The organism is Oscillibacter sp., assembly GCF_028693505.1.
Classification (GTDB): Bacteria; Bacillota; Clostridia; order Oscillospirales; family Oscillospiraceae; genus Oscillibacter.
In genome coordinates this window covers 1-26,394 of record NZ_JAQUVF010000006.1, presented here as the reverse complement: position 1 = coordinate 26,394, position 26,394 = coordinate 1, and the positions used below count along the sequence as shown (strand labels likewise).

General features: G+C 60.4%; 25 protein-coding genes. 11 read left to right on the top strand and 14 right to left on the bottom strand.

Annotated elements, in window-relative coordinates; translation table 11 throughout:
- Nucleotides 1-28 precede the first annotated feature (28 nt).
- The 5 genes from rsmH to rsmD all read right to left on the bottom strand — a co-directional run bounded on the left by rsmH (nt 29) and on the right by rsmD (nt 3,419).
- The gene (gene rsmH, locus PHI30_RS02885; RefSeq protein ID WP_300023651.1) at nt 29-976 is read right to left on the bottom strand and encodes a 16S rRNA (cytosine(1402)-N(4))-methyltransferase RsmH; all 948 of its coding nucleotides are present in this window, start codon (nt 974-976) and stop codon (nt 29-31) included.
- Between the two features lie 5 nt (nt 977-981).
- Entirely contained in the window at nt 982-1,425 is a 444-nt protein-coding gene (gene mraZ, locus PHI30_RS02880; RefSeq protein WP_300023649.1) for a division/cell wall cluster transcriptional repressor MraZ, read from the bottom strand.
- 395 nt (nt 1,426-1,820) lie between these two features.
- Nucleotides 1,821-2,345, bottom strand: coding sequence for a hypothetical protein (locus PHI30_RS02875; protein WP_300023647.1), 525 nt, complete (start codon nt 2,343-2,345; stop codon nt 1,821-1,823).
- Entirely contained in the window at nt 2,335-2,841 is a 507-nt protein-coding gene (coaD, locus tag PHI30_RS02870; RefSeq protein WP_300023644.1) for a pantetheine-phosphate adenylyltransferase, read from the bottom strand. The genes PHI30_RS02875 and coaD overlap by 11 nt, the downstream gene beginning before the upstream one ends.
- Entirely contained in the window at nt 2,838-3,419 is a 582-nt protein-coding gene (rsmD, locus tag PHI30_RS02865; protein WP_300023642.1) for a 16S rRNA (guanine(966)-N(2))-methyltransferase RsmD, read from the bottom strand. The genes coaD and rsmD overlap by 4 nt, the downstream gene beginning before the upstream one ends.
- 277 nt (nt 3,420-3,696) lie before the next feature.
- Between rsmD and PHI30_RS02860 the strand changes: the two genes are divergently transcribed.
- Together PHI30_RS02860 and PHI30_RS02855 are read left to right on the top strand one after the other, a co-directional pair.
- On the top strand, nt 3,697-4,047 hold the full coding sequence (locus tag PHI30_RS02860) for an Asp23/Gls24 family envelope stress response protein (protein ID WP_300023639.1): 351 nt from the start codon (nt 3,697-3,699) through the stop codon (nt 4,045-4,047).
- A 16-nt stretch (nt 4,048-4,063) separates the two neighbouring features.
- Nucleotides 4,064-5,752, top strand: a complete 1,689-nt coding sequence (locus tag PHI30_RS02855; RefSeq protein WP_300023636.1) for a DAK2 domain-containing protein — start codon at nt 4,064-4,066, stop codon at nt 5,750-5,752.
- A 526-nt stretch (nt 5,753-6,278) separates the two neighbouring features.
- On the opposite strand, the gene PHI30_RS02850 is transcribed toward PHI30_RS02855, so the two are convergent.
- The 3 genes from PHI30_RS02850 to PHI30_RS02840 form a co-directional block, all read right to left on the bottom strand.
- Nucleotides 6,279-6,863 carry a hydrolase gene (locus PHI30_RS02850; protein WP_300023633.1) on the bottom strand — a complete coding sequence of 195 codons (585 nt, stop codon included), beginning with the start codon at nt 6,861-6,863 and terminating at the stop codon, nt 6,279-6,281.
- 51 nt (nt 6,864-6,914) lie between these two features.
- Nucleotides 6,915-7,622, bottom strand: coding sequence for a DUF2461 domain-containing protein (locus PHI30_RS02845; protein ID WP_300023630.1), 708 nt, complete (start codon nt 7,620-7,622; stop codon nt 6,915-6,917).
- Between the two features lie 321 nt (nt 7,623-7,943).
- A complete protein-coding gene (locus tag PHI30_RS02840; RefSeq protein WP_300023627.1) occupies nt 7,944-8,663 on the bottom strand; it encodes a ferritin-like domain-containing protein in 720 nt (239 codons plus the stop codon).
- 195 nt (nt 8,664-8,858) lie between these two features.
- Between PHI30_RS02840 and PHI30_RS02835 the strand changes: the two genes are divergently transcribed.
- Both PHI30_RS02835 and PHI30_RS02830 read left to right on the top strand, forming a co-directional pair.
- Entirely contained in the window at nt 8,859-9,599 is a 741-nt protein-coding gene (locus tag PHI30_RS02835) for an ABC transporter ATP-binding protein (protein WP_300023626.1), read from the top strand.
- The gene (locus PHI30_RS02830) at nt 9,596-10,519 is read left to right on the top strand and encodes a SufD family Fe-S cluster assembly protein (RefSeq protein ID WP_367186320.1); all 924 of its coding nucleotides are present in this window, start codon (nt 9,596-9,598) and stop codon (nt 10,517-10,519) included. Before PHI30_RS02835 ends, PHI30_RS02830 begins: the two co-directional genes overlap by 4 nt.
- 176 nt (nt 10,520-10,695) lie before the next feature.
- Here the strand turns inward: PHI30_RS02830 and rd are convergent, their stop codons facing one another.
- The 3 genes from rd to PHI30_RS02815 form a co-directional block, all read right to left on the bottom strand.
- Nucleotides 10,696-10,854: a rubredoxin gene (rd, locus tag PHI30_RS02825; RefSeq protein WP_300023624.1), complete on the bottom strand. Its 159-nt coding sequence runs from the start codon at nt 10,852-10,854 to the stop codon at nt 10,696-10,698.
- Nucleotides 10,855-10,936: 82 nt separating this feature from the next.
- Nucleotides 10,937-13,240 (bottom strand): polysaccharide pyruvyl transferase family protein, encoded by a 2,304-nt coding sequence (locus tag PHI30_RS02820; protein ID WP_300023622.1) that lies wholly within the window; start codon nt 13,238-13,240, stop codon nt 10,937-10,939.
- A gap of 18 nt (nt 13,241-13,258) precedes the next feature.
- Nucleotides 13,259-13,753: a deaminase gene (locus PHI30_RS02815; protein WP_300023620.1), complete on the bottom strand. Its 495-nt coding sequence runs from the start codon at nt 13,751-13,753 to the stop codon at nt 13,259-13,261.
- A 250-nt stretch (nt 13,754-14,003) separates the two neighbouring features.
- On the opposite strand from PHI30_RS02815, the gene PHI30_RS02810 reads away from it, so the two are divergent.
- From PHI30_RS02810 to PHI30_RS02795, 4 genes are read left to right on the top strand one after another with little or no spacing between them, the layout of a single operon-like run.
- The gene (locus PHI30_RS02810; RefSeq protein WP_300023618.1) at nt 14,004-14,522 is read left to right on the top strand and encodes an RNA polymerase sigma factor; all 519 of its coding nucleotides are present in this window, start codon (nt 14,004-14,006) and stop codon (nt 14,520-14,522) included.
- The gene (locus PHI30_RS02805; protein ID WP_300023615.1) at nt 14,503-14,979 is read left to right on the top strand and encodes a hypothetical protein; all 477 of its coding nucleotides are present in this window, start codon (nt 14,503-14,505) and stop codon (nt 14,977-14,979) included. Before PHI30_RS02810 ends, PHI30_RS02805 begins: the two co-directional genes overlap by 20 nt.
- Nucleotides 14,976-15,551, top strand: coding sequence for a hypothetical protein (locus PHI30_RS02800; RefSeq protein ID WP_300023612.1), 576 nt, complete (start codon nt 14,976-14,978; stop codon nt 15,549-15,551). The genes PHI30_RS02805 and PHI30_RS02800 overlap by 4 nt, the downstream gene beginning before the upstream one ends.
- Nucleotides 15,538-15,864 (top strand): hypothetical protein, encoded by a 327-nt coding sequence (locus PHI30_RS02795; RefSeq protein WP_300023609.1) that lies wholly within the window; start codon nt 15,538-15,540, stop codon nt 15,862-15,864. Before PHI30_RS02800 ends, PHI30_RS02795 begins: the two co-directional genes overlap by 14 nt.
- A 96-nt stretch (nt 15,865-15,960) precedes the next feature.
- Here the strand turns inward: PHI30_RS02795 and PHI30_RS02790 are convergent, their stop codons facing one another.
- Nucleotides 15,961-18,030 carry an elongation factor G gene (locus PHI30_RS02790; protein ID WP_300023607.1) on the bottom strand — a complete coding sequence of 690 codons (2,070 nt, stop codon included), beginning with the start codon at nt 18,028-18,030 and terminating at the stop codon, nt 15,961-15,963.
- Nucleotides 18,031-18,404: 374 nt separating this feature from the next.
- Here PHI30_RS02790 and ilvD point away from each other — a divergent pair, with 374 nt between their 5' ends.
- Together ilvD and PHI30_RS02780 are read left to right on the top strand one after the other, a co-directional pair.
- Nucleotides 18,405-20,096 carry a dihydroxy-acid dehydratase gene (ilvD, locus tag PHI30_RS02785; RefSeq protein ID WP_300023604.1) on the top strand — a complete coding sequence of 564 codons (1,692 nt, stop codon included), beginning with the start codon at nt 18,405-18,407 and terminating at the stop codon, nt 20,094-20,096.
- Nucleotides 20,097-20,205: 109 nt separating this feature from the next.
- A complete protein-coding gene (locus tag PHI30_RS02780) occupies nt 20,206-20,463 on the top strand; it encodes a hypothetical protein (protein WP_300023602.1) in 258 nt (85 codons plus the stop codon).
- Between the two features lie 175 nt (nt 20,464-20,638).
- On the opposite strand, the gene PHI30_RS02775 is transcribed toward PHI30_RS02780, so the two are convergent.
- Nucleotides 20,639-22,783, bottom strand: a complete 2,145-nt coding sequence (locus PHI30_RS02775; protein WP_300023600.1) for a hypothetical protein — start codon at nt 22,781-22,783, stop codon at nt 20,639-20,641.
- A 21-nt stretch (nt 22,784-22,804) separates the two neighbouring features.
- Nucleotides 22,805-23,572, bottom strand: coding sequence for a 23S rRNA (guanosine(2251)-2'-O)-methyltransferase RlmB (gene rlmB / locus PHI30_RS02770; RefSeq protein WP_300023598.1), 768 nt, complete (start codon nt 23,570-23,572; stop codon nt 22,805-22,807).
- A gap of 193 nt (nt 23,573-23,765) precedes the next feature.
- On the opposite strand from rlmB, the gene ftsH reads away from it, so the two are divergent.
- Nucleotides 23,766-26,006: an ATP-dependent zinc metalloprotease FtsH gene (gene ftsH / locus PHI30_RS02765; protein WP_300023597.1), complete on the top strand. Its 2,241-nt coding sequence runs from the start codon at nt 23,766-23,768 to the stop codon at nt 26,004-26,006.
- Nucleotides 26,007-26,394: the final 388 nt, after the last annotated feature.

The following is a 26,394-nucleotide window of genomic DNA, read 5'->3' as shown; positions in this document are numbered from 1 at the left end:
GGCGGCCCGCGCCCCCGTTAAAGTCCCTTTAAAGGTCAAACGTTCCGCATTTTTCAGCGGAGCGAAGCTTTGCGCTTCTGGCTCGCGGGTTTTCCTCCAGCTCCGCCGGGCCCGAGACGACGGGCTTGCGGGTGAGGAGCTTGATTTTCGGTTTCTTGCCGCACACACACACGGGAAATTCCGGCGGGCAGGTGCAGCCCCGGGACAAGTTCTGCAAGGTCCGCTTCACAATGCGGTCCTCCAGAGAGTGGAAGGTGATGACTGCCAGCCGTCCGCCGGGCCGCAAGCCGTCCACTGCCGAGAGCAGCATAGGCTCCAGCGCGTCCAGCTCCCCGTTGACCGCGATGCGGATGGCCTGAAAGCTGCGCTTGGCCGGATGCTGCTTTTCCCGCAGCGCCGCGGGCGGCATGGCGCCCTTGATGACGTCCACCAGTTGCAGTGTTGTTTGGATGGGCGCACTCTCCCGCGCCCGGACAATGGCCTTGGCAATGGCGGGGGCGTAGCGCTCCTCGCCGTATTCATATAAGATCCGCCGCAGCTCCTCATAGCTCCAGCTGTTGACCACCTCGTACGCCGTCAGGGGCGCGGAGGCGTCCATCCGCATGTCCAGCGGCGCATCCTGCATATAGGAAAAGCCCCGGGAGGCATCATCCAGCTGGGGAGAGGAAACGCCCAGATCAAAGAGCATTCCGTCGGCGGCCGGTGCCCCGGCGGCGCGCAAAACGTCCCCCAACTCCGCAAAATTTTGATGGACCAGCGTCACGCGGTCCATCCAGGGAGCCAGACGCTCCCTTGCGGCGTCAATGGCCGCCATGTCCCGGTCGATGCAGATGAGCCGACCGGTGGTCAGCCGTTTGGCAATCTCTCTGGAATGCCCGGCCCGACCCAGCGTGCCGTCTATATAGATTCCGTCCGGCCGGATCGCCAGCGCGGCGATGCATTCGTCCAGCAAAACGGGCTTATGCGTATATTCCATCGGCCTCATCCCCGGTTCGTGCGGGCACGGGAGAGCGCGTCCATGGCGGCAGCCATATCATCGCTTTCCAGCATCCGGCGCTCGCGCTCGGTCCAGGTGGCCTCGTCCCAAATTTCCGCGAAGGAGTTCAAACCCACGATGGTGGCCGTTTTCTTGAGGCCCGCGTGGGTGCGGAGATTGCCGGGGATCAGCACGCGCCCCTGCCCGTCCGGCTCGCACTGGACGGCGTTGGCGTACAGCAGCGTCAGCGCCCGGGCCTCGGTATAGCTGAGCTGGTCCATTTCATCGGACATCTGCTCCCACTTGGCCTGGGGATAAATAGTGAGGCAGTGCTCCGCGCCAATGGTAATGGTAAAGGTGTCTCCCAGCGCTTCGCGCATGGTGGAGGGGATGACCAGGCGGCCCTTGGAGTCGATGCTGTTATTGGATTTACCAAGCAGTCTCGCCATGAAAGCCGCCCCCCTTTTCCCCGTTTTTTGGGTTAAAATGGGGCGCATGTGGCACCTGAATACTACTATCCCCCACTTTTCCCCACCGATACTTTGAGTATACGGAAAGATTCCTGAAATTGCAAGGTTTTTTTTCGGACACAAACCCCTTGAAACAGGCTCAAAATCAGTAAAAACGGTGCAAAACGGCACAAATAAAACGAGTGTTCGATTCCAGTTGCCTTGGTTGACGTAAAATCAAAGAAGCCCGTCAACACAACATGTTGTGTTGACGGGCTTCTTATTTTCGATATTGCTTCAAAATATTGTGTGTCCCAAAAAAGTTCCAGCAATTTTTTCGTCGTTTTTAACAAACTTTTCAGGAAACTTGTCGGCTGCTGTCGGGCAGCGGAGCGTCAGTTCTCGTCGGCCTGCGCCGGGGAAATTTTTCCATCCAGCTGATCCCGCTGCTCCTGCATTTTTGCCGCGGAAGCGCCGCGGAAACGGACCCGGGACTGCTTCACCTCGTCCAGCGCCGCCTGCACGGCTTCTTCCGTGCGGGAAAGGGCGTCCTCGGCGTATTCATTTGCCACCTGATACAGCTTCCGGGAGCGCTCCTCCGCCTGCTGGATGATCTGGCGGGCTTTCTCCTTGGCGGCATACAGCACCTCGCTGTCGGAGACCTTGGCCTTGGCGTCCAGCTCTGCCTGACGCATCAGCCGGTCCACGTCCCGCTTGGCATCGTCCACAAATTTTTCCCGGGCAGAGAGCAGCTCCTGCGCGCGCTTGATCTCCACCGGCAGCTGCGCCCGCAGCTCGTCCAGCAGATCCAGCAGCTCGTCCCGGTCCACCATGCTCATGTTGGGCTTCAGCGCGGGAGACTTGGCGTCCTCAATCCGCTGATACAGCATATCAATCAGGCGATTTACATCATTTGCCATTTTTTATATCCTTCCTTCTCTCCACCATACGCCGTACCAGAGGGATCACAGACATTGGCAGATATTTTTCCAGAGGCTGGTGATAGCGAATCATCTCCCGGGCCATGGAGGAGCTGAAATGCTGAAACGCGGGACTCGCGGGCAGCAGCATCGTCTCCAGCTCGGGCCGGATTCCCCGGTTGATGAGCGCCATCTGGTACTCCGCGTCGAAATCGGTCCCGTTGCGCACTCCGCGCACAATCGCGTCGGCCTTGTGATTCACGGCAAATTCCACAAGTAAGCCCGGCCACAGCTCCGCCTCCACATTGCCCAGCTCCGCCACGGCGGTTTGCACCAGGCACAGCTTCTCCTCGGGCGTAAACATCTGATCCTTCTTTTCCGCATTGGGACTTACGCAGACGTATACGCGATCAAAGCAGACGGCAGCGCGGCGGATGATATCGAGATGGCCCAGCGTGATGGGGTCGAAGCTGCCAGAGCAGATGGCTGTTCTCATGAGCGTTGCTCCTCGTTCTCTTGGTTTGCGTCACGGCGGTAAACGGTCAGGCCGATCTTGCCGTACCGATACGTTCGATAAATCCGATAGGGCGGCGCCAGCGGCGCCGGTGCCTTCTCCGATGGATGTTCCGCCACCATTATACCATGGGGCCTGAGAATGTCAAACCTCGCAATCTGCGCCGCTGCGGGCTCCAGCAGTCCCGCCGCGTAGGGCGGGTCCAGAAAAATGAGGTCAAATTTTTCGTGCAGGGAGTTCAGGGAGTTCAGGTATTCCACGGAGTCCCCGGCGACCACCCTCGCCCGCTCCTGCAAACACGTGGCCGCGAGATTTTCCCGAATCAGCTTCACCGCGTCGGCCCGCCGGTCCACAAACACTGCCGAGGCAGCGCCCCGGCTGAGACACTCGATGCCCAGCTGTCCCGTGCCGGCAAAAAGGTCCAGCACCCGGCGGCCCTCAATTTCAAATTGGAGGATGCTGAACAGCCCCTCTTTCACCCGGTCGGTGGTGGGGCGGGTCTCCATCCCCTCCAGTTCCTTTAAGCGACGGCCCCGTGCGGAGCCGGTAATCACGCGCATGGCGATTTCTCCTTCTCATGAATACTGCCCTGCCGACGGGCGGCGTGCAAAGACGGGACCGGCGGTTCCTTTCGCCAAAGCGGCCGCCTCCCATCTTTTTTCTATTTATTCATTTTACGGCAAAGTTCTTCTTTTTTCAATAGGTTCTCGCCGGGGTCCTCCTTCTTTTTTGGGACTTGTACTTTACGGCGGAATCGTATATAATAAAGCTCTGAAAATACGCAATTCCAAGGAGACTGCCGTCTCCCTCCATCCTCCGGAAAGAAAGGACGTTCTCATGATTCAATTCAAGTCTGATCAAGGTGAGATCTCCGTCAGCAGCGCCGTGTTTTCCAACATCACCGGCATGGCTGCCACCAACTGCTTTGGCGTCAAGGGCATGGCCTACCGTTCCATGACCGACGGACTGGTCCATTTGCTGCGCCGCGAAGCCATGAGCAAGGGCGTCAGCATCACCTATCACGATGACAATTCCATCTCCATCGAGCTCCACATCATTGTGGAGAATGGGGTCAACCTCCCCGCGGTGTGCCGTTCCATTATGAGCGAGGTGCGCTATGTGGTGACCAAAAACACCGGCGTATCCGTGAAGGCAGTGGATGTGTGCATCGACTCCATGACCCTGTAAGGGAGGACGAAAACGAATGAATGAACAGATCACCGGCGCGCTTTTCAAGCAGATGGTCCTGCACGGCGCTGCCGCTATTACCGCGCAAAAACAGGCCATCAACGACCTGAACGTCTTTCCCGTGCCGGACGGCGACACGGGCACCAATATGTCCATGACCATTGCAGCCGCGGTTGCGGAGCTTCGGAAAACCACCCCCACCACGCTGGATCAGGCCGCCTCCGTCACCGCCTCCGCCCTGCTGCGGGGCGCGCGTGGCAACTCCGGCGTCATTCTCTCTTTGCTGTTCCGGGGCCTTTCCAAAGGGCTTAAGGGGCTGGAGAGCGCCGACGCCGCCGCCTTTTCCGCCGCCATGCAGGAGGGCGTTTCCGCCGCCTACAAGGCGGTGATGAAGCCTGCCGAGGGCACGGTGCTCACCGTGTCCCGTCTTGCCGCAAAGCGCGCCGTGGAGGTCGCCGCGGAGGGCGGCGACCTGGAGACGGTTCTCGCGGAATCCGTCCGGGAGGGCTATGCGGCCCTGGCCCAGACCATTGAGATGAATCCCGTTTTGAAAAAGGCCGGCGTGGTGGATGCCGGCGGCAAGGGCTACCTTCTGATTCTGGAGGGGATGCTGGCCCAGGTCCGGGGCGAGCCGCTGCCGGAGGTGTCCGAGAGCGGTGAAACCCAAAGCAAAGCGGATTTCAACGTCTTTTCCACGGAGGAGATCACCTTTGCCTTCGACACGGTGTTCATTGTGCGCAAGGCCACTGCGGACATCGCGCTGGAGCCGCTGCGGACCTATCTTGGCAGCATTGGCGACAGTCTGGTCATCGGCGAGGACGACGAGGCCTTCAAGGTGCACGTTCACACCAACATTCCCGGCAGCGCCCTGACCGAAGCGCAGAAATACGGCACGCTGGAGCTGGCCAAAATTGAAAACATGCGCACCCAGCACGACGATCTCTCCGCCGGCAAGGCGGTGCAGAGCGTGGACGATCTGGAGGGCGCGGAAGCGCCGCAGTCCGAGGATTCTGCGGAAAACGGCCATGTGGTGGCCGCGCCGGAAAAGCCCTATGGCTTTCTGGCCGTCTGCGCGGGCGACGGGCTTGCCGCCGTGTTCCGGGACCTTGGCGCCGATGGCGTGGTCTCCGGCGGGCAGACCATGAACCCCTCCACCGAGAGCATTCTCGCCGGGGTGGACCGCATCCCCGCCGAGACCGTGTTTGTTTTGCCCAATAACGGCAATATCATCATGGCGGCCCAGCAGTGCGGCGCTCTGACGGAGAAAAACGTGGTGGTCATCCCCACCAAGTCCGTGCCGCAGGGAATCACCGCCATGATGAATGTGGACTTTGAAGCGCCGGACGCGCAGTCCATTACCGACGCCATGCAGGAAAGTCTCTCCGCCGTAACCACCGCCCAGATCACCTATGCCGCCCGCAACTCCGATTTTGACGGGTTTGACATCAAGGAGGGTGACTATCTGGCGCTGGAGGAAGGCAAGCTCTTTGGCACTGACAGCTCTCTGGACACCCTGCTGCAAAAGCTGGCGGCAAACGCCGTGGAGCGGAGCGCCTCCTTCATCTCTCTCTATTTTGGTGAGGACGTCAGCGAAGAGGACGCGCAAAAGGCCGCAAAAATCTTTGAAGATTCCTGTCCCGACGCGGAGGTGGCCATCCTTTCCGGTGGGCAGCCCGTCTATTACTATATCATCTCCATGGAGTAACCCCCCGCCCCAATCTCCCGGTCAAATCAAGATGGTTTCAAAGGCGGCAGCCGTGATTGATTTTCACGGCTGCCGCCTTTTGTCCAGAGGGACGTATGGTTTGGCGGTAGCTCGCCAAAAGGGCTTCAACCCCCCCATTCTTTTTCGTCTTGCCGAAAGATTGCACAGCCGTTGGCGGCTTCGCCGCCTTACGGATGTGGCATACCCCTTGCGGGTAGAATGCGCCGTTTGATCGGTGGAAGAAAAAGGCGCTTTGGAGGTTTTGCCTTCTGCAAACCCCTTAAGCGCTTTTCTTTTGTATCGTGCACGGCACGTTTTCTTTGCGCAAGAGCAAAGAAAATGTGGGGTGCATTCCCGTACTGCAAAGCAGTACACCCCCCCACGCCGGTGACGCGAAGCAGGCTTCAAATTCCCGTTTGGCCAAAAAATGATTTGCGCAGCAAAAAATGAGGGCATCACCGTTCATAAGTTCGGTGATGCCCTAAAACTATCCTGATGGAAGGAGTGCGGGCCGGTGAAGGCCGTCTTAAAGGCCGGCCATCTCCGCGTTCACCCGCTCCTCGCAAGCGCGCATGGCCAGAATCGTTTTCTCCAGCAGCGTGTCCACTTCCCAGCCAAGGCGCTGCGCGCCCTCCACAATCACATCCCGGGAGCAGCCCGCGGCAAACTTCTTATCCTTGAATTTTTTCTTCAGGGAGGACAGCTCCATGTCGGAAACGCTCTTGCTGGGCCGCATCCGAGCCGCCGCGCCGATCAATCCCGTCAGCTCGTCCGCCGCGAAGAGGACCTTCTCCATCTCATGGACCGGTTCCACATCGCTGCAAAGCCCGTACCCGTGGCAGCACACCCCGTGGACGAACTCCGCGCTGCACCCCAGCTCCGCCAGCAGCTCCGGCGCCTTCTTGCAGTGCTGCTCCGGCCACCCCTCAAAGTCCACATCGTGCAAAAGGCCCACGGTGGCCCAGAAGTCGGCCTCCTCGCCATAGCCCAGCTCCCCGGCGTACCAGCGCATGGCGCCCTCCACCGTCAGGCCGTGGAGAATGTGGAAGGACTCGCTGTTGTACTTTTTCAGCAGGGCCAGCGCCGCCGCCCTTTCAGGACATGCTTTCATGGAAATCGCTCCTTTGTATCAAAATCAGTGTCAGTATAGCCTTTTTTCGCCTTATTTGCAAGGTTTTTCGCCCTCTCGCTTCGCCTCTCTCGGGTCCATGTCCCCATCCAGCGTCACAAAATAGTCATACCACGGCAGCAAAAAAGCGTACCCTCGCTCCAACCGCTCCACAATGTCCCGGCCAAACAGCTCGTCCGTCAGCTTTTCCTGATGGAGCAGGGAAAAGGATTTGGCCTGATACCACGGCGAGAGCAGTTCGGATGGCGCTTCGGCGCGGGGCTTTCGGTAATTTTCCGTCTCCAGCACAAACTCCGTCTGCCCCGCAAGGCCCTCCATCAGAGCGGTCATGGTCTCCGGACAGCGGTCGATCCGGGCGCGGAGCTTCGCCATGGTCAGGGGTTTGGGCAGATAATAGCCCATGCCGTAGGTCCAGCCCTCCGGCATCAGCTCAAACCAGAAGGTGGGCTTTGCCGTCCACTGCTCGGCGGGCTGCTCCACGGAAAACCACAGGCTCTCCTTGTAGGGTCCCCGCCCATGCAGGCGGCGGGCGTCCCGGTAAATGCGGGTCACCTTGCGGATAAGGCCGTAGTCCGGCCGCTTCTCCCGCAAAAACCCATACACCTCATCCCCCAGCTCCGCCATGGGGCGATAAAAATATTCCAGATACTGGTCCTTATGGGCCTCAAACCAAGTCCGCTCATTGTTGAAGCGAATGCCCCACATAAAGTCCACGGTCTCATCGGTAAATCCGGTAAACATGGCGTCCTCCATCGTATTTCAAAATTAAGCCAAGTGAGCTTTTCGACAAATCCCGAAAACCTGAACGACGGGAAGGAAGATAGTTACGAAAGACTGCTCCGCAGAGCGTGTCGAAGCGCAACCGCCAAAGGCGGCACTTAGCGCGTAGACAACCCAGGAAGGGTGTCATTCGTTTTCAATCATAAGTTTTTGAAACTTTTCGCGGGTTTCAAAAACTTGCTCAGGCTGGCAAAAAAGCCTTTTTGCCAGCCTGAGTATAGCACACGCTTCCCCGCCCGACAAGCCGAAAATCCCGGACGGCGCTGCCGTCCGGGATTCTTCTCACGCATTTTGCAGGCTTCGCTCCAGCATGGCCAGCAGTTCTTCCGAATGGCGGTATTCGTCCGCGCTCAGCTCACTCAGGAGCTTTCCAAGGCAGATGTCCGTGGTGGCGTCCGCCGACCGGGCGTAGTTCAGCCCGCCGCACGCCTCGGCGTGATACCGCTCCCGCAGCGCCGGACACCAGCGGCCGATATAGATGCGCTCACAGCTGACGGCGGGACGGTAGCATTCCCCGGTGATGAGGTAATGCACCGCCATCAGCTGCCGGGCGTGGCCGCCCTCGTCGGCGGCGATGTCCCGCAGACGCTGCCGCGCCCACGTTGGCGCCTGCCGCGCCAGCGCCAGATAATACCGCCGGTCCCCCAGCTCCTCTTCGATAAATCCGGTCAGCACCTCCAGCATCTCCGCCGCCGCGCTGCCCATGCAGCAGGGATTTTCCTCCGCCCCGGGCAGCTGCGCCTCCTGTTGGATCTGAGACGGCGTCAGCGGAGCTGCCATAGAGGCTCCCATGGAGCCTGCCATGGACGTTCCCATAGGCATTCCCATCGGGCCTGCCATGGGCGTGGTGATGGGGGCTGTCATAGGCGTCGCCATGGGGGCAGGGGGCGTCTCCGCCTGCCGCAGACCGGGATACGGCTCCAGCGTGGGGGCCACTCTCTGCCAGATACGGTCGTACTGCCGATAATCATACCCATCAGGGCTATGTAGTTGTTGCTCCATAACGGTTCCCTCCTTTTCTCTTCAGTCTATGCATTTGGCCCCTTTTTTGTACCTGTTGCAGCGGCAACAGGTAATTTTTTCAGGAATCGGTTAAAATACAGTTGGAAAGTACCGTCCCCGCGTTGCAATTCCCTGCGCGTTCTGTTAAAATAGACAAGCTATGAGCATTTTTCCATCAAAGGAGGGTCCGTTTTTATGCTGGAATTGAAACATATCGGCTTCGCCGTCCGGGAGGGCGACGAAGAACTGGGTATTTTGAGCGATATTTCTCTGACCATCGACGATCACAAGCTGGTGGTATTTACCGGTCCCAACGGCGGCGGCAAAACCACGCTGGCCAAGATCATCATGGGACTGGTGACCCCCACCTCCGGCCAGATTTTCTGGAACGGGCAGGACATCACCGCCCTCGGCATCACGGAGCGGGCGAAGCTTGGCATCAGCTACGGCTTTCAGCAGCCCCCTCGCTTCAAGGGCCTCACGGTCCGGGACCTTTTGACGCTGGCCTCCGGGGACCAGCACCTGTCCAAGGACCAATGCTGCCAGTTCCTCACCAAGGTGGGCCTTTGCGCCAACGACTATCTGGAGCGGGAGGTGGACGTGTCCCTTTCCGGCGGAGAGGTCAAGCGCATTGAGATTGCCTCCATTCTGGCACGAAGCGCCGCGCTGATGATCTTCGACGAGCCGGAGGCCGGGATCGACCTGTGGAGCTTTGCCCGCCTCACGGAGACCTTTGAACAGATCCATGCCGGCGGCACCGCCACCATGATCATCATTTCCCACCAGGAGCGCATCATCTCCCTTGCGGACGAGGTCATTGTGGTGGGGGACGGCGTGATCCGCCACCGCGGTCCCGCGTCGGAAATTCTGCCCCAGATTTTGGCGGACACCCTGAGCGGCTGCCCGGTTTTGACGAAGGAGGCCCATGCGAAATGATGGAAAACGAGATCGACCGCGCACTTCTGGAAAAGATCGCGGACCTTTTGGGCAAGCCGGTGGGCGCCTTCAATATCCGGAAGGACTGCGGCTGCGACGGCCGCCAAAGCACGGAGCACATTGAAATCACCGGGAAAGAGGACAAACCCGGCATCGACATCCGGGTGAAGGACGGCACGGTGGGCGAGACCTGCCACATCCCCGTCATCATCACCAAGCCCGGCATCGAGGAAATGGTCTACAACGACTTTTATATCGGAGAAAATTGCAGCGTGAACATTGTGGCGGGCTGCGGCATCCATAACTGCGGGGACAAGGCTTCCCGGCACGACGGCATCCATACCTTCTATGTGGGCAAGCACTCTCACGTCCACTACACGGAAAAGCACTACGGCGAGGGCGACGGCAAGGGCGGAAAAATCATGAACCCCCAGACCATCGTGTATCTGGAGGAGGGCGCCTCCATCCAGATGGACACCACCCAGATCCGAGGCATCGACTCCACCAAGCGGTATACGAAAATCATCTGCGGCAAGGGTGCGGAGGCTGTGGTCACCGAGCGCCTGCTAACCCACGGGGAGCAGGTTGCCGAAAGCGACCTGATTATCGAGCTGAACGGCGAGGACGCCAAGGGCCGGGTGATCTCCCGCTCCGTTGCGCAGGACGCCTCCTCACAGGTATTCAAGCCGTGCGTGGTGGGCAACGCGAAATGCTTTGGTCATGTCCAGTGCGACTCCATCATCATGGGGCCGGCAACCATCCACTCCGTACCGGAGATCGCCGCCAACTCCACCGAGGCGCAGCTCATCCACGAAGCTGCCATCGGCAAGATTGCCGGCGACCAGCTTTTGAAGCTTCAGACGCTGGGCCTTACGGAAGAGCAGGCCGAGGACTGCATCCTCAAGGGATTTCTTGCATAACTTTCACCATCAGGGCGGACGGCGGGAATGCCGTCCGCCCTTTTTTGCGCGACGCTAAAGGAAAAGGGCTTGCCATCTGCAAATTGCAGACGGCAAGCCCTTTCGGCTGTTTTCTTCAAGACCGCTTTCTCCCGAAAGGGAGCACGCTTTACCCCGCAAAATGCCCTTGGGCGCTTTTATTGGGCCTCAAATTCTTCCTTGCCCGCGCCGCAGAGGGGGCACACCCAATCCGCGGGCAGGTCCTCCCACTTGGTGCCGGGCGCGACGCCGTTATCGGGATCGCCTGCGGCCTCATCGTAAATATACCCGCAGGGCTTGCATTCGTACTGTTTCATGGTCCATTCCTCCAGATTATCATTTTATATTGATACTATCAGCATACGCTTTTTCCGGTAAATAGCTGTTGCTATTGCAACGTTACCGCAGCTTTTTTCGCAGCTTTTCCTTGGCCTCCGGCGACAAAAGCCGCGTCGCCATGCGCACCGGCAGCGGCGGCAGGGTGCAAAATTTTCTGCGCACCGCGTCAAAGGGCTCCAGCGCATAGGCGGCAAAGAACGCCGCGCGGTCGGAAGCGGTAGGAACGGGAGACGCCAGCCGGGGATTTCCGGCAATGGCCCGCTCCGGCGGAAACGCCTTGCGCGCCAGCGGGAGTTGGTCGAAAATATGGCTTGCGTGGGGCGTGTTCACCATCAGCAAACTGACGCCCCTGCTCTGCTCATCGGGCAATTCCTCCGGCCGCAGGCCCCAGAAATCGCCCAAGGTGAAATCGCCGGGGCGGGTCATGGATGTGTAGGCGCAGTGGTGGCAGCTGGGCCGCAGGAACAGGGACCTACCAAAGGCCCTGCCGTATTCTGTCCGGAACAGCGGCGCGGTATCCACCGTGCCGTCGTCATAAACCGTGGTGAAGTGGCTATCCTTCCAGCCGGTGACTTTATTGCGAAAGCGCACCGCCTGCAGCTTTTTTCCCTTTCGATGCTCAATGGACCGGGCCATGTCCTCCCACACGCCGGGAGACGGCACGCCGTGGCACACCAGATCGCAGGTGGTGAGATTTTCGGGCCGACTGCCCAAATACCGGTACAGTCCATCCACCTGACAGGGCGTGCCGGTAAAGAGCACGGGACGGTTTTCCAACGCGGCCCGGATCTCCCGGAAGGTATCGCCTAAGTCGCTTTGGACATACTTGGCGCCCCGCAGCCGCCACAGCTCCTCCTTACGGAAGCACGCCACATGGCGCAGATGCTGCTTTGCGTCAAACGCCGCGCCGTATACAACGCCCCCGCCCTCCAGCACGTATTCCGCCAGCGCGGTAAACGCGCCGCCGGAGGTGGAGTCCTTGCGGATGCCGTCGTCTTTGTGCCACGCGGCATACACCGCCGGCAGCGGCCCCTTCTCCCGCTCATGGAGCAAGGGACAAACGGCGGTGCAGCGTCCGCAGTGAACGCACTTTTCTCCATTTACCACCGGGTAGGAAAAGCCCTCCCGGTCCCGTTCCATGGAAATGGCGTCCTTGGGACAGCCGCTCATGCAGGCGCCGCAGCCGGTGCAAAGGCTGTGCCCCGCCAGCGTGGGCAGCGCCGCGTCCTGCGAGTCCGCCGCCCTTTGCGGACAGTACGGTTCATTTTGCAAGGCGGCACGGAGATAGTCCAGCGAGGAGCGCCGCGCGTCCTCCAGCCGCTTACTCACCGCCGCCCAGTCCACCGGCGCGTCGATTTCGGCCGTGTCGCCCTTGCCGATGATCCGATCCGTCAGGCCAAGGCGGCTGAGGATGCTGAAGGTCCGGGAGCTTTCCGGCTCCGCCAGTTCGCCGGGGGCGACGGCGGTGAAAAACGGCTTTTGAAACTGCACGGAAAAGACGGTTCCGTGGAAGGAATTCGTACACACGCAGGCGGCATTTTGGAACAGGCCCAAAAATTCCGCCGGGCCCGCGTCCAGCACGCACCGCGCCTTGGGATGGACCTTTTGCCGGGCACCGCAAAGCTGCACCACCGGCAGTCCCGTTTTCTCCGCCAGCGCGCGGATGTAAGGCTCCAGTGGGCCGGGGGCGCTGATGCAGTAGCAAAGCAGGTATCCCCCCTGGGGCAGCTTCACGGGGGGCTTGGCCATGGCCGACCACTGCTCGGAAGTGAGCAGCAGCGTGGGGTCCAGCACCACCGGCACCTTCACCCCCGCCACCTCCCGCACAATGGCCTGCCCCTGCCGCTCCCGGACGGAGAGGTGGGAAAAGTGCGCGAGATACTCCCGCAGCTCCCGTTCCATGCCCGACGGAATATGCGGCACGCCGAAGGAGGGGGCGTAGGCGATCTTCCGCCGGGGAGAGAACTCCCCGAAAAACACCGGGTCAAACCGGCCGTTGGGGAAAATCTTCGGGTTCCAGATCTGGTCGCTTCCGGAGAGGATCACGTCATAGGGAAGCTCCGCCGCGCGCAGCTCCTCCCCGCTTTCAAACCGGTGTCCGGAGATGCGCAGATGGTCCTTTGCAAACTGCTCAAACCGGTCGTACCGGGTTTTCAGCGCGGCATAATGCAGGGCGGTGTGGGCGTCCGCCGCGGCGCTGCCAAGCCCGGTGGGCTTGCGGAAAAGGTCGTTATTTTGATTGACATAATAGTCAATGATCTCACACTCACCGCCCGCTTGCTCCACCGCCCGCTCTGTGGCGGCGGCCTGCAGCAGTGCGCCGTAGTGATGGATATGATAAAAGGTGACAAGTCCTGCTTTCAAACGGGAGACTTCCTTTCTTTATGACAGGTCCGGCGTTTCGGGGATCAGGAGATCGTCCTCCGCCACCCAGTCAGAGACAGTGACCACAGTAAACTCTGTTTCGCTCCGGCGGATGACCACCTTTTCCAAGCCGGAATTGATGACCAGCCGGCGGCACATGGAGCAGGAGGTGGCGTCCGAGAGCAGCTCCCCCGTGCGGGCGTCCCGCCCCACGAGGTACAGCGTCCCCCCCACCATATCCCGCCGGGAGGCGGAGATGATGGCGTTTGCCTCGGCATGGACGCTGCGGCACAGCTCGTACCGCTCACCCCGGGGCACCCGCATGGCCTCCCGGGAGCAATAGCCCATATCCGCGCAGTTGGCCCGGCCCCGGGGCGCGCCGTTATAGCCGGTGGAAATGATCTCGTCGTTTTTGACGATAATCGCGCCGTAGACCCGGCGCAGACAGGTCGCCCGTTCCAGCACGGTCTCCGCGATATCCAGATAGTAATTCTCTTTGCTGATGCGATTCATGGGCAGCCCTCCGATTCGGTGTATATAAGATGATTGATTGTAGCATGACGGGCCGGGAATGGCAAGAAAAACTGCCCGGTCCGGCGCGGTGCCCGCGCCAAGCGCTGTTTTGACTATTTTACCACAAAATCTTCACAGAAAAAAGTTCCGACAGCTTTTTTGAAAATTTTTGCGTAGTTTTGAAGATTTTCGCTCCGCGATACCGTATGATAGAAAGAGCAATCAAAGAGAGGAGGCGGCGGACGGTTTGATGACCAAAGAGCATTTTTCACAGCTGGTGGTCCAATATGAGCGTCTGGTGTACACCATCTGTTTCCAACTGGTCCACGACGCCGCCGCTGCGGAAGACCTGACGCAGGAGACCTTTCTTTCCGCTTACCTCCACCGGGAGACCATGCCTGCGGGCTATGAGCGGCAGTGGCTGGGGCGCATTGCCGCCAACAAGGCCAAGGACCATCTGCAAAGCGCGTGGAACCGCCACACCATACTGCCGGGAGACGAGGAAATGCCCCCCGGGCTGGCCCCGCCCACGGAGGAGGTGGCGCTATCGCGCACCGGCGCTCAGGAGATCGCATCGGCCGTCGCGGCGCTGAAGGAGCCTTACCGTCCGGTGTGCCGCCTGTGTCTTTTGGAGGAACGCTCTCCGGAGGAGGCGGCGCTGGCGCTAGGAAGGCCCGTAAAAACCATCCACACACAGCTCTCCCGGGGAAAAAAACTCTTGCGGGAACATTTGGAAAGGAGGCAGACGCATGGAAATTTTTCGCCCTGACGGACACTTAAGCGACGCAGCCCTGTGCGCACTGATGCAGGAAAGCAATTTGGACGAGCTGGCACGTCTGGAAATCGCGGAGCACCTCTCCTATTGCGACAGCTGTCTCCAGCGGTACACAAACGCTCTTTCCGGCGCGGAGCTGCAATTCCCCCCCCACTCCTGCCGGGAAAGTCTCTTTCGGCGCATCCGCCAGCGGACCCTCCGCCTTGTCACCAGCCGTTACGCCACTGCGGTGGCTGCGGTGGCGCTGGCGCTGACGGTGGTCTGGGGCAGCGGGAATCTAGATTTCATCCCCCGCCTGCCGGAAGCCTCCCCCGCCTTTTCCCAGCGCCTGCGCACCTGGCCGGAGGAATGGAACGCCTCTTTGAATCGGGCGCTCTCCGACTTTAACAATCTTTTCAGCGGATCTGCCCAACAGCGGTCCGAACCCACACAAGGAGGAACGCACTCATGAAACGCAAACACGGACTTTTTCTCTTTCTCGCTTCCTGCATTCCCGGCTGCGGAGAGATGCACCAGGGCTATATGAAGCGGGGCGCCTCCATCCTCACGGCTTTCTGCGCCATTTTCGCGCTGGCGATCTTTTTGGAAATCGCGGCGCTGGCGATTTTGATGCTGCCGCTGTGGCTGTTCTCCTTCTTTGACAGCTACAATCTCCGCGCCCAGTCCGACGAGGAGGCCGCCGCCAACCCGGACGAATATCTTTTCGGCTTTTCCGATCTGGACTCCAAAAAGCTTTCCGATCTTTGCCGCAAGCGGCACAGCGTGGTGGGCTGGGTGCTGGTGGCTCTTGGCGGATACCTGCTGTACGACCGACTGGTGCGGCGGATTCTGGGGGACCTGCTCTGGCAAGTAGACTGGCTTTTCGATCTTTTGATCTACGACGTGCCCCGGCTGGCCATGACCATCGGAATCATTGCGCTGGGCGTCTGGTTTATCCGGGGGCCGAAAAAGGCCGCCGCGGAAGAAATCCCGCCCTTTACCCCGTCGGGCGCGGAAACGGAGAAGTCTCATGAAAACGACTGATCCCGCCGCGGCAGAGGCTCCCGTTCGCCGGGTGGGGACCTTCACGCTGGGCGCGGTGCTGATTCTCGCCGGCGCGCTGATGGCCCTGTCCCTGTTTTTCCCGGGGCTGGACCTGCGCTGGGCGCTGCAAGGCGCCCCCCTCATCCTTGTGAGTCTCGGCGTGGAAACGCTTCTCTCCGCCCGGAGCGGCGGAAGGGTCCGCTATGACTGGGTGGGGATGGCGCTGTGCTTCCTTCTGGTCTGCGCCGCCCTGTGCCTTTACGCCATGGCGTGGGCCCTGCTCTACCATCCCGAGTGGCAGGTATATCTATAAAAAGCTGATATTGCGGCGCAAGCGGGCTTGCCGTCTAACTTGGATAGACGGCAAGCCCGCTTGGTTTTTTATTTCAATGGCGCGGCGCTCTTACGCTTACTCCGCCAGCGCCTTGGCCTCGGCAATCGCCTTTTCCTGCGCGGCAGGCGGGCAGTCCTCATAGCGGACAAAGTGGAACACGAAGCTGCCCCGGCTCTGGGTCATGGACCGCAGGTCGATGGCATATCCGCCCATCTCGGCCATGGGAACCTCCGCCGTGATGACCTGCGAGCCATCATCCGTGGGGTCCATACCCATGACACGGCCCCGGCGTTTATTCAAATCGCCCATGACATCGCCCATATAGGTATCGGGCACCGTGACCTTCAGCTCGCCCACCGGCTCCAGCAAAACAGGATTCGCCTCGGGCAGAGCGGCCTTATAGGCCAGCTGCGCCGCCGTCTTGAAGGCGATTTCGGAAGAGTCCACCGGGTGATAGGACCCGTCATACAAAACGGCCTTCAAATTCACCACCGGATAGCCCGCCAGCGGCCCATGGATGCAAGCCTCCCGCAGGCCCTTTTCCACGGCGGGGAAGAAGTTTCTGGGCACGCTGCCGCCGAACACCTCTTCCGTAAAGACCATTTCATCCGATTCGGTCTGAGGCTCAAAGCGGACCCAGACATCGCCGAACTGGCCGCTGCCGCCGGTCTGCTTTTTATGGCGGCCCTGTTTCTGGACGATCTTGCGAATCTTCTCACGGTACGGCACGCGGACGGTTTTCAGCTCGGATTCCACATTGAACCGGTTTTTCAGCTTGCTCACCAGAACGTCCACCTGCATGTCGCCCGCGCCGGAGAGGACCATCTGGTGGGTCTCGGCGTTGTTCGTCACGGTAAAGGTGGGGTCCTCTTCATTCAAGCGGACCAGCCCCTGGGCGATCTTATCCTCCTGTCCCCGGGTCTTGGGCACGATGGCCACAGAGTAGCAGGGCTCGGCAAAGGGGATGCTCTTCAGGGAGACGACCTTTCTGGCGTCGCACAGCGTATCGCCGGTTTTCACCTTGTCCATCTTTGCGATGACGCCGATCTCGCCGCAGCCCAGTTCCTTGACCTCCGTGGTCTTTTTGCCTCGCATGATATAAAGATGCCCCAGCTTTTCCGCGGAGCCGGTGCGGGCATTGACCATACTCAAATCCGGGGTAATAGCGCCGGAGAGCACCTTGACAAAGGAGAATTTTCCGTACTGGTCGGAGACGGTCTTGAATACGAACGCGGTGGGCACGCCGCCGGGGGAAACCACAAATTCCTCCGTCTCGCCGTCCTGCCGGGTGGCCTTGTGGTAGTTGCCCTCCGTGGGGTTGGGCAGCAGCTCCACGATGTTGTCCATCAGCATGAGGCTTCCCATGCAGTTGACGGCGGAGCCGCACAGCACCGGGATCAGGTTCAATTCCCGCACGCCCTGGCGCAGGCCCTGAATCATCTCCGGGTAGGTGAAGTCCTCTCCGCTGAAGAATTTCTCCATCAGCGCCTCGCTGGTCTCCGCCACAGACTCCTTCAGCGCGTCGTTGAACTCGCTGATGACGCTTTCCTTGTCGGCAGGCACCTCGATCTCCACCCGCTTGAGCTGCTGCATCTCATAGGCGCGCTTGTTCAGCACGTCGATGAGGCCGGTGACTCTCTTGTCCGCGTCCCAAATGGGCACCACCACGGGGGCAATCTTCTTGCCAAAGTGCTCTCGCAGGGCGTCGAAGGTGGCGTTGTAGTCGCTGTTTTCCTCGTCCGTCTTGGAGATATAGACAAAACGGGGCATATTCCGCTCCTCGCAGTATTTCCAGGCCTTTTCCAGGCCCACGGAAATGCCGTCCTTGGCGGAGCAGACGATCACGGCGGCGTCGGCGGCCCGCAGGGCCTCCATGACCTCGCCGGCAAAATCGAAAGCGCCCGGGGTATCCAGCACATTGATGCGGCAGCCCTTATACTCCAGAGGGGCAACGGCGGCAGAAAGAGAAATCTGACGCTTGATCTCCTCGGGATCATAGTCGCAGACGGTGTTTCCGTCCGCCATGCGGCCCATGCGGTCGATCGCGCCGGTCATATAGAGCAGGCTCTCGGCCAAGGCAGTCTTGCCGCTGCCGCTGTGTCCCAGCAGGCAGACGTTCCGGATGTTCTGTACAGAATAGCTCATGATCGTTCCACTCCTTATGTTTGTGCTGATGACGCGCTCCGGCATCCGCCCTGCCGAAATCAGTCATTTGGCGGTCCGCCGGGGTGTCTAATGTAGAAATTATACAACGTTCTCCCGGTTAATACAACAAAAATTTTGGCACATTTCACATTTTGGGCAGGAAGGAGAAAAATCAGATGGAAATTCTGCCTTCTGTGCAAAAGAATCCGCCTCCGTTTCGGCGGCTTGCCGAATTCCCGTGGAATCCGTTGACATTCCTTTGCGCAAAATGTTATAATTTTACTGTCTCAGCTGCGGAATTTTATTCCGTTTTGTACATGGCGGCTATCCCCGGCCTTCACCGGCCGGAATTCAATCAAGGGAGAGAAATCATCATGGAGCACGCAGCACGCAGTGAAAAGATCCTGTGCGGTCTGGACAACCAGTATTACCGCGCCACACTCAAATCCATGGGCTTCACCGGAGACGATCTCAAGCGCCCCGTCATCGGCATCGCCAACGCCTGGAGCGAGTGCGTTCCCGGACATTTCAACCTCCGTCAGGTGGCCCAGCGGGTCAAGGACGGCGTCTACCGCGCCGGCGGCACCCCGATTGAATTCGGCGTGATCGGCGGCTGCGACGGCATGGGTCAGGGCCACGACGGCATGCACTACATCCTCCCCTCCCGGGAGCTGATTGCAAACTCCGTAGAGTCCATGGCGCAGATCAACCTGTTCGACGGGCTGGTGCTGCTGGGCTCGTGTGACAAGATCGTGCCCGGCATGCTGATGGCGGCGGCCCGGCTGAATATCCCCTGCATCTTCCTGCCCGGCGGTCCCATGGAGGGCGGCGTGGTCTTTGACGGCCGTCAGTCCGACCAGACCTCCAGCGCGGAGGCTTACGGCATGCTCTCCGCGGGCAAGATCACAGAGGCAGAATACACCGCGCTGGAGGACCTCTCCTGCCCCTCCTGCGGCTCCTGCTCCTATTTGGGCACCGCCAACACCATGTGCTCTCTGGCGGAAGCGCTGGGCATGACGCTGCCGGACGGCGGCATTGCCCCCGCCACCTCCGCCGCCCGCATGGTGAAGGCCGAGGAAACCGGCATCAAGATCATGGAGCTGGTGGAAAAGAAGATCACCGCCCGCCAGATCCTGACCGACGGCGCCATCCGCAACGCCATCAAGGTGTGCCTTGCCATGAGCGGGTCCACCAACGCCGTCATGCACCTCACCGCCATCGCCCACGAGGCGGAGCTTTCCATCGACGTTTTGAACGAGTTCGACCGGCTCTCCGCGACGACGCCCCAGATCGCCAAGATCAACCCCTCCTCCAAATACAACATGATCGACTTCTATCGGGACGGCGGCGTCTCCCGGATGATGGAGTATCTGGCAGCTATGCTGGATACGGACGCGATGACCGTCACCGCCCACACCGTGGCGGAAAATATTGCCGATCACAAGTACCCCTATCCCGCCACGGGCCTCGTCATCCGCCCGGCGGACGATCCCTTTGGCTTCACCGGGGGCGTTGCGGTGCTGCGGGGCAATCTGGCGCCGGATACCGGCATCACGAAGCCCGGCGCCTTCGACAAGAGCCTGCACCACTTCGAGGGCGAGGCCATCTGCTTTGACTCTGAGGAAGCGGCGGAGGAAGCCATCCTCGCCGGAAAGGTCCGGGAGGGACACGTGGTGGTCATCCGGTACGAAGGGCCCAAGGGCGGCCCCGGTATGCGGGAGATGTTCAAGGCCATGAAGTATCTCTACGGCCGGGGATTGGCGCTTTCCACCGCCCTCATCACCGACGGCCGGTTCTCCGGTACCAACAACGGCTGCTTTGTGGGCCACATCTCTCCGGAGGCCGCCGAGGGCGGTCCCATCGCCATCGTCCATGACGGCGACCGCATCGTCATCGACGTGGAAAAGCGGTCTTTGGAGCTGCTGGTGCCTCAGGCGGAGATCGACACCCGGCTGGCGGCGTGGAAGCGCCCGGAGCCGAAATTCAAAAAGGGCTGGCTGGGCCTTTACTGCAAGATTGCGGCCTCCGGCTCCGAGGGCGCCATCCTGAAATACGACCGGCTGTAACCAAAGACACATAAAAAGAGACCCCTTCCGGGGAATCTGGGGAAATTGGGTGAGAGGCCCCTGTCTCTCGCCTTTTCCTCAAATTTGATAGAGTGGGCGGGAGCTGACCATGAATAAAGTGATGAATGGCTTCATTGTTCTGGGCAGTATTTTCATACTGGGCAGTTTTATCAAGGTTTTTTCCCAAAAGGAACTGTTCCTGCAAATGGGCTTCTTCTTTTTTGCCGTGGCCTACACCATCAATGCCAAGACCTATGCCGTCAAAGGCGAAAAGAAAAAGGCGCGGCTCATCACCGCCTGTGCGCTGGTTCTTTATGGATGCAGCGTTTGCACCATTGGAAGCTATCTATGGAAGCTTTGGGGATAAAAGCCCTGCCATTTGCCGCTTATCGGTAAAATTGGCGATGCTTTCGTGTAAACAAAACTCCCCGGGCACTTCAACGGTGCCCGGGGAGTTTTGTGTCTATCATTGATGGGGAGAAGAACCCAGGGCTTTCCGGGTCTCTTTTTGTGTGCCAACGCCCCCCGCTTTCGGGAGATGGTCAATACCAGCCCGTCCACTCCGTCATGAGCAAAACTGGCAGCGTCCACAGCAGCAGGAAAACCTCCAGCGCCAGCGGCGTCAGCAGACTGTAAGCCCCCATGCTCACGAGATAGAATGACAGCAGCGTTCCCGCGGCGCTGCCCAGAAGTCCCAGCAGCGTGGCCCGCCGGACGGCCTTGCACAGCCTACGGCTGCCCGCCACCGTCTCGGCATAGGGCAGCAGCCCCTCCCGGAACAGCAGCGCCCGGGGCAGTCCCCGGTCCTTTTCCGCCTCGCTCAGCGCCACCCGGGTGGTGAGATTGGGATACTCCACCTTCACGCCCTTATAAAATTTGCGTTTGAGCAGCGATGGCGTGATGTTGGGGTCCCGGGATGCCAAAATGGGCATGATACGGCTGCGCCGCATCATCCGCAGGGCGAAGTCCACATTTTCCGCCGGATTGTATTTCACCGCGAACACCGCGATAAGCTGGTGGTCCACCGTGAGAAACATGCCGGTTTTCAGGTTGATGTTGCCCGGCATCCGGACCTCCATCTTGCGCATGAAGGAAGCGGTCCCCATCAGCACGGACTCTCCGTGGATGGTGGCGGACCAGCCGCCCTCTTCGAAAAAGCTGAAATCGTCGGCTTTTTCGTAATGACCGCCCTCGCTGCGCACCAGCCCGTCAAACAGCCGCTCCAGCCCGCTGCCCGCCGCCCGGGCCATGGTGGCGGCGTAGGAGGTGGCTTTTCTCATCTCCTCGCCAAACACCTTCACGCCGTTGAGCTGGATGGTCCCCGGCGGAAACAGGTCCGCGTCCGTCAAAATCATGCTTTTTTTCCGGCTGATCTTTTCCGCGCCCAGCCAGCCCCCCACGGCGCAGCCCGTTTTTTGCAGGTGCGCCGCCAGCTTGGAAAAGGGCAGCCCCCAGCAAAGCGGCAGCGCAAAGGTAGCGCCGGAGGCCAAAATAGCGGACCAATTCAGTAAGAAGTCGGCGCCGCGCCCCTGTCCCAGAGAGCTGAGTCCGGCAAACACCAGCGAGGCCATCAGCACCACCGGCAGCAGCACCGTCTGCCAGAGCGTTGCGGCGTCGTCCCGCATGGCGGCGGTATAGAATCCCGGCAGCTCGCCCCGCTGCTTGCAGGCGCCGCGGCCCGTCTCCGTCACGAGGTAGGGCGGCTCATCGTCCATCGCCGCGGCGCGGAACGTGTCGTAGCGCCCCCGGCTTTCCCGGCTGTCTCCCCAGAGGGCAAACACCAGCGCCAGCGCGCTTACCGACACATAGGGCATCGTCGCGCTGCGCCCCGGCTCCAGCAGCCGCATTACGCAGTCCCCCGCCGTCAGAATAGCGGAGAGGGAGATCAGCAGCTCGCTGGTGCAGCGCTTCCTGCACAGCATCCGCACACCCTTGGCAAAGACGCTCCGACAAAGCAGCGCCACCACCGCGAGGCACCCCAGCAGCACCATGGTTTGCAGCTGGATATCCCCGGACCAGACCGGGATCAAAAAGCCCTGCCGCTCCAGCAGCAAAGGCACGGACGGTACCAGCGCGGCCACTGCCGCCGCCAGCAGTCCGCCCCGGCGGCGGTGATATTCGCTGCGGTATTGCTCCGAGGCGTCCCAAGGGTCCATCTCCGGCTCCACAGGCTCCGCTTGCGGCTCTTCTTCCGGCTGGGGCGGTGCGTACAGCTCCTCCGTCTCCTCCAGCCGCCGCCGGGAAAACAGGCCCCGGGGCCGCTGAAGCAGCGGTTCGCGGTGTTCTTCCATCACCGCGTCCACCGTGCTGCCCACCACCTCTTCCAGCGAAATGGGGCGGGGCGCTTTCGGCAGTTCCTTTTCCAGCTCGAATAGCTCACATGGGGCCTCGGCGTGCAGCGAAGCCCCCTGCCGGGGCCTTTCCGTCTCCGCAGTGGCCGGGATCTCCGGCACGCCCTCGCGTACAGGCGGCATTGCAGGCGGCATTTTTGTCTCTTCGGTGGGCTTCTCCGCCGAAGGGGCGGGGCAGACGGACTGCTCCACATCCCGCAAAATCTGCTGCTCGCGTCCCGCGCCGTATTCAGCCAGAATCTCCTCCAGAGAGAAGTCTGTCTCCTCCGCCGGCACATCCGTCCCGTCGGCGAGGAAAGCTGCGCTATTTCGTTTTTTCTCGTCCTTTGGGATCATGCTGCCGGTCCTTTCCTCGTGTTACTGCCGCTGACGCACCGCCTCGTACAGCAAAATCGCTGCCGACGCGGAGGCATTCAGGGAGCTGAGCTTTCCCCGCATGGGGATGCTCACCAGAAAATCACAGTTTTCCACGGCCAAACGGGTCATGCCGTCCCCCTCGCTGCCGATGACGATGGCCGCCGGGCCCTTGAGATCGGCGTCATAGAGCGCCGTACTTCCGCCCGCCGCCGTGCCGAACACCCACACGCCCTGCTTTTTGAGGTCCTTCAAAAGGGCCGGAATGTTGGGCACCCGGGCCACCGGCACATGGGCCACCGCCCCGGCGGAGGTCTTGGCCACCACGGCGGTCAGTCCCGCGCTGCGGCGCTTGGGGATCACCACGCCGTGGGCCCCGGCGCACTCCGCCGTGCGGATGATGGCGCCCAGATTGTGGGGATCGGAAATTTCGTCGCACACGACGATCAGGGGAGGCTCCCCCTTTTCCGCCGCGATCTCCAAAATGCGCTCCACGCTGACATACTCCCGCACCGCCGCCAGCGCGATGACGCCCTGATGGGCGTGGGTACGGCTCATGGAGTCCAGCTTCCGCCGGTCCGCCTCCACCACAACAACGCCTGCGGCTCTCGCCTTGGATGCGATGTGGCCCAGCGTCCGGTCCGTCTCCCCCTTTTGGAGATAGATCTTGTCAATGTTCTCGCCCGCGCGAAGCGCCTCGATCACGGCATTGCGGCCTTCGATGATACCGTCTGCCTCCGCCGTCAGGGCGTCCTTTTTTTCTTCGTTCATATTGTCTCCTTAAAAAGAAGTTTTTGTCGCATTCATGTGGTAGTATATCATAGAAGCAGGGCACAATAAAGTGTGAATTTACAGAAACTTCATGAAAAAAAGTGCCCTTGTCCTTGTGACAGGGCCGCTTGTGTGATATACTGCGTTATACTTTTAATAAGAGCGTTTCCCCCTGAAAGGAGTTTCCGATAGAATGGATCAAAACAACAAAAAGAATTCTCCCAATGGCTCCGGCGGTCCCGGCGGCAAAAACAATAACGTACGCGGGATCATCTCTCTGGTCTCCTGGGCGCTGCTGCTGACCATTCTCATCAGCTATGCCACCAACTACATGACCAGCGCGGGCCATCAGTCCTCCACCGTGGAGCTCTATTACAGCGACTTCCTGGATCTGGTCAAGGAGGGGGAGCTGACCGAGGTCGCCTTCGACCCCAATGAGAGCATCATGCATCTGGTCCCGGAGGATGGCTACGTCTACACCGGCAAGGACGGCGTGGCGTACACCAAATCCACCGCCAGCGATCAGTCCGTGGTCTGGACCTATGCGGACGCCGCCGGGGAAGCGCGCACCACGCAGCTGGACCCCATCGTGGTGGAACTTCCAAACGACGAGCTGGTGGCCTACCTGCAGGAAAACGGCGTGCGGTTTAAAGAGACCTATCAGCCGCCGGTCAGCCCCATCATGGCGGTGCTGGTCTCTTACGTGCTGCCCTTCCTCTTTATCATGCTGATGTTCTCCTTCGCCATGCGCTGGATGGCAAAAAAGGGCGGCATGGGCGGCATGGGCGGTCTTGGCGGCGTGGGCAAGGCCAACGCCAAGGTCTATATGGAAAAATCCACCGGCGTCACCTTTAAGGACGTGGCCGGGCAGGACGAGGCCAAGGAATCTCTGACGGAGATCATTGACTTTTTGCACAATCCCCAGAAATACACGGAGATCGGCGCGAAGCTGCCCAAGGGCGCGCTGCTGGTTGGCCCTCCGGGCACCGGCAAAACGCTTTTGGCCAAGGCCGTGGCGGGAGAAGCCAACGTGCCCTTCTTCTCCATTTCCGGCTCCGACTTTGTGGAGATGTTCGTGGGCGTGGGCGCCTCCCGCGTGCGGGACCTCTTCAAGGAAGCCAGCAAGGTGGCCCCCTGCATCGTATTTATCGACGAGATCGACACCATCGGCAAGTCCCGGGATAACCGCATGGGCGGCAACGACGAGCGGGAGCAGACCCTCAACCAGCTTCTGGCTGAGATGGACGGCTTCGACCCCACCAAGGGCGTCATCCTGCTGGCCGCCACCAACCGTCCGGAGGTGCTGGATCAGGCGCTGCTGCGGCCCGGCCGGTTCGACCGGCGCATCATCATCGACCGGCCCAACCTTGCCGGGCGTCTGGCAACCCTTCAGGTCCACACCCGGAACATCCGTCTGGGCGAGGACGTGAACCTTAAAAAGGTGGCGTTGGCCACCGCGGGCTGCGTGGGCGCAGACCTTGCAAACCTCGTGAACGAGGCCGCGCTGCGGGCCGTGCGCAAGGGACGCAAGCTGGTGACGCAGGAGGATCTGCTCTCTGCCTTCGAGCTGGTGATCGCCGGTACGGAGAAAAAGGGCAGTGTCCTCACCGAATTTGAGAAAAAGCTGGTGGCCTACCACGAGGTGGGACACGCCATGGTAGCCTACAAGCAGAAAAACAGCGAGCCGGTGCAAAAGATTACCATTGTGCCACACACCCAGGGCGCTCTGGGTTACACCCTCTTGATGCCCGAGGAGGACAAGACCGAGCTGCGCACCCGGGACGAGCTGATGGCAAAAATCACCGTCTCCATGGGCGGCCGGGCTGCCGAGGAGGTGGTGCTGGGCACCATGACCAACGGCGCTTCTCAGGACATTCAGGACGCCACGGGTGTGGCCCGGAACATGGTGGCCATGTTCGGCATGAGCGCAGAGTTTGGCATGATGGCGCTGGCCTCCCGCCGCAACCAGTTCCTTGACGGCGGCTACGGCATGGACTGCGCGCAGGAAACCGCCGCCCGGATGGACAGCGCCGTGAAGGAGATTCTGGACCGGTGCTATCAGGACGCCGTGGAAATCCTCAAGGAGAACCGGGGCGACATGGACAAGGTGGTCTCCTACCTGCTGGGGAAGGAAACCATCACCGGCGCGGAGATGGTCGCCATCATCGAGGGCCGGGACCCCGCGCTGGTGGAGGACGCCTATGCCTCCACGATCAGCCGCTCCGGGGAGATCGAAGCCCCCGCCAGAAAGGTCCACATGATCTCTCAGAAGATCGAAGGACCCGCGGATACGTCCGATCAGCCGGTGGAGACGTCTCCCGAGACGGAGGAGGCGCAGCCCGTGTCTCCCGAGACGCCGGAGGACGACACGCAGACCCCGCCGGAGATGCAAGCGCCGCCGGAGGACGGCACGCAGACCCCGACAAACCCCTGAAAGCAGAAGGCGCATCCATCCCGGATGCGCCTTCTTTTCTCCTCTCTGTTTCTCTGTTCTCTGTGCCTTTTCTCCATTTGCCAACCGCCGGTTGACAAAATTTTACCGGCTCAACTCCAATTCTTGTTGATGACTGCTAAAACGGGCGCGGCACAGCAAGCTCCAATTTACCCGCAATGAGGTAAATCATGGAGGTATAGCCCTTGAATGTATTGAATCCGCGAGCCTTCCTCTTTGCCGCCTGAATCATGGAGTTTATGCGGCCGTGTATAATAAAGTTCGCAATTTCATGAAGGCATAGAAAAGCCATTGGGACTCCGATAAAATGAATGGTGTCGAGACATTCAAAAAAGGAGTGATCACCCAATGGCTCAAGGAAAGAATATCA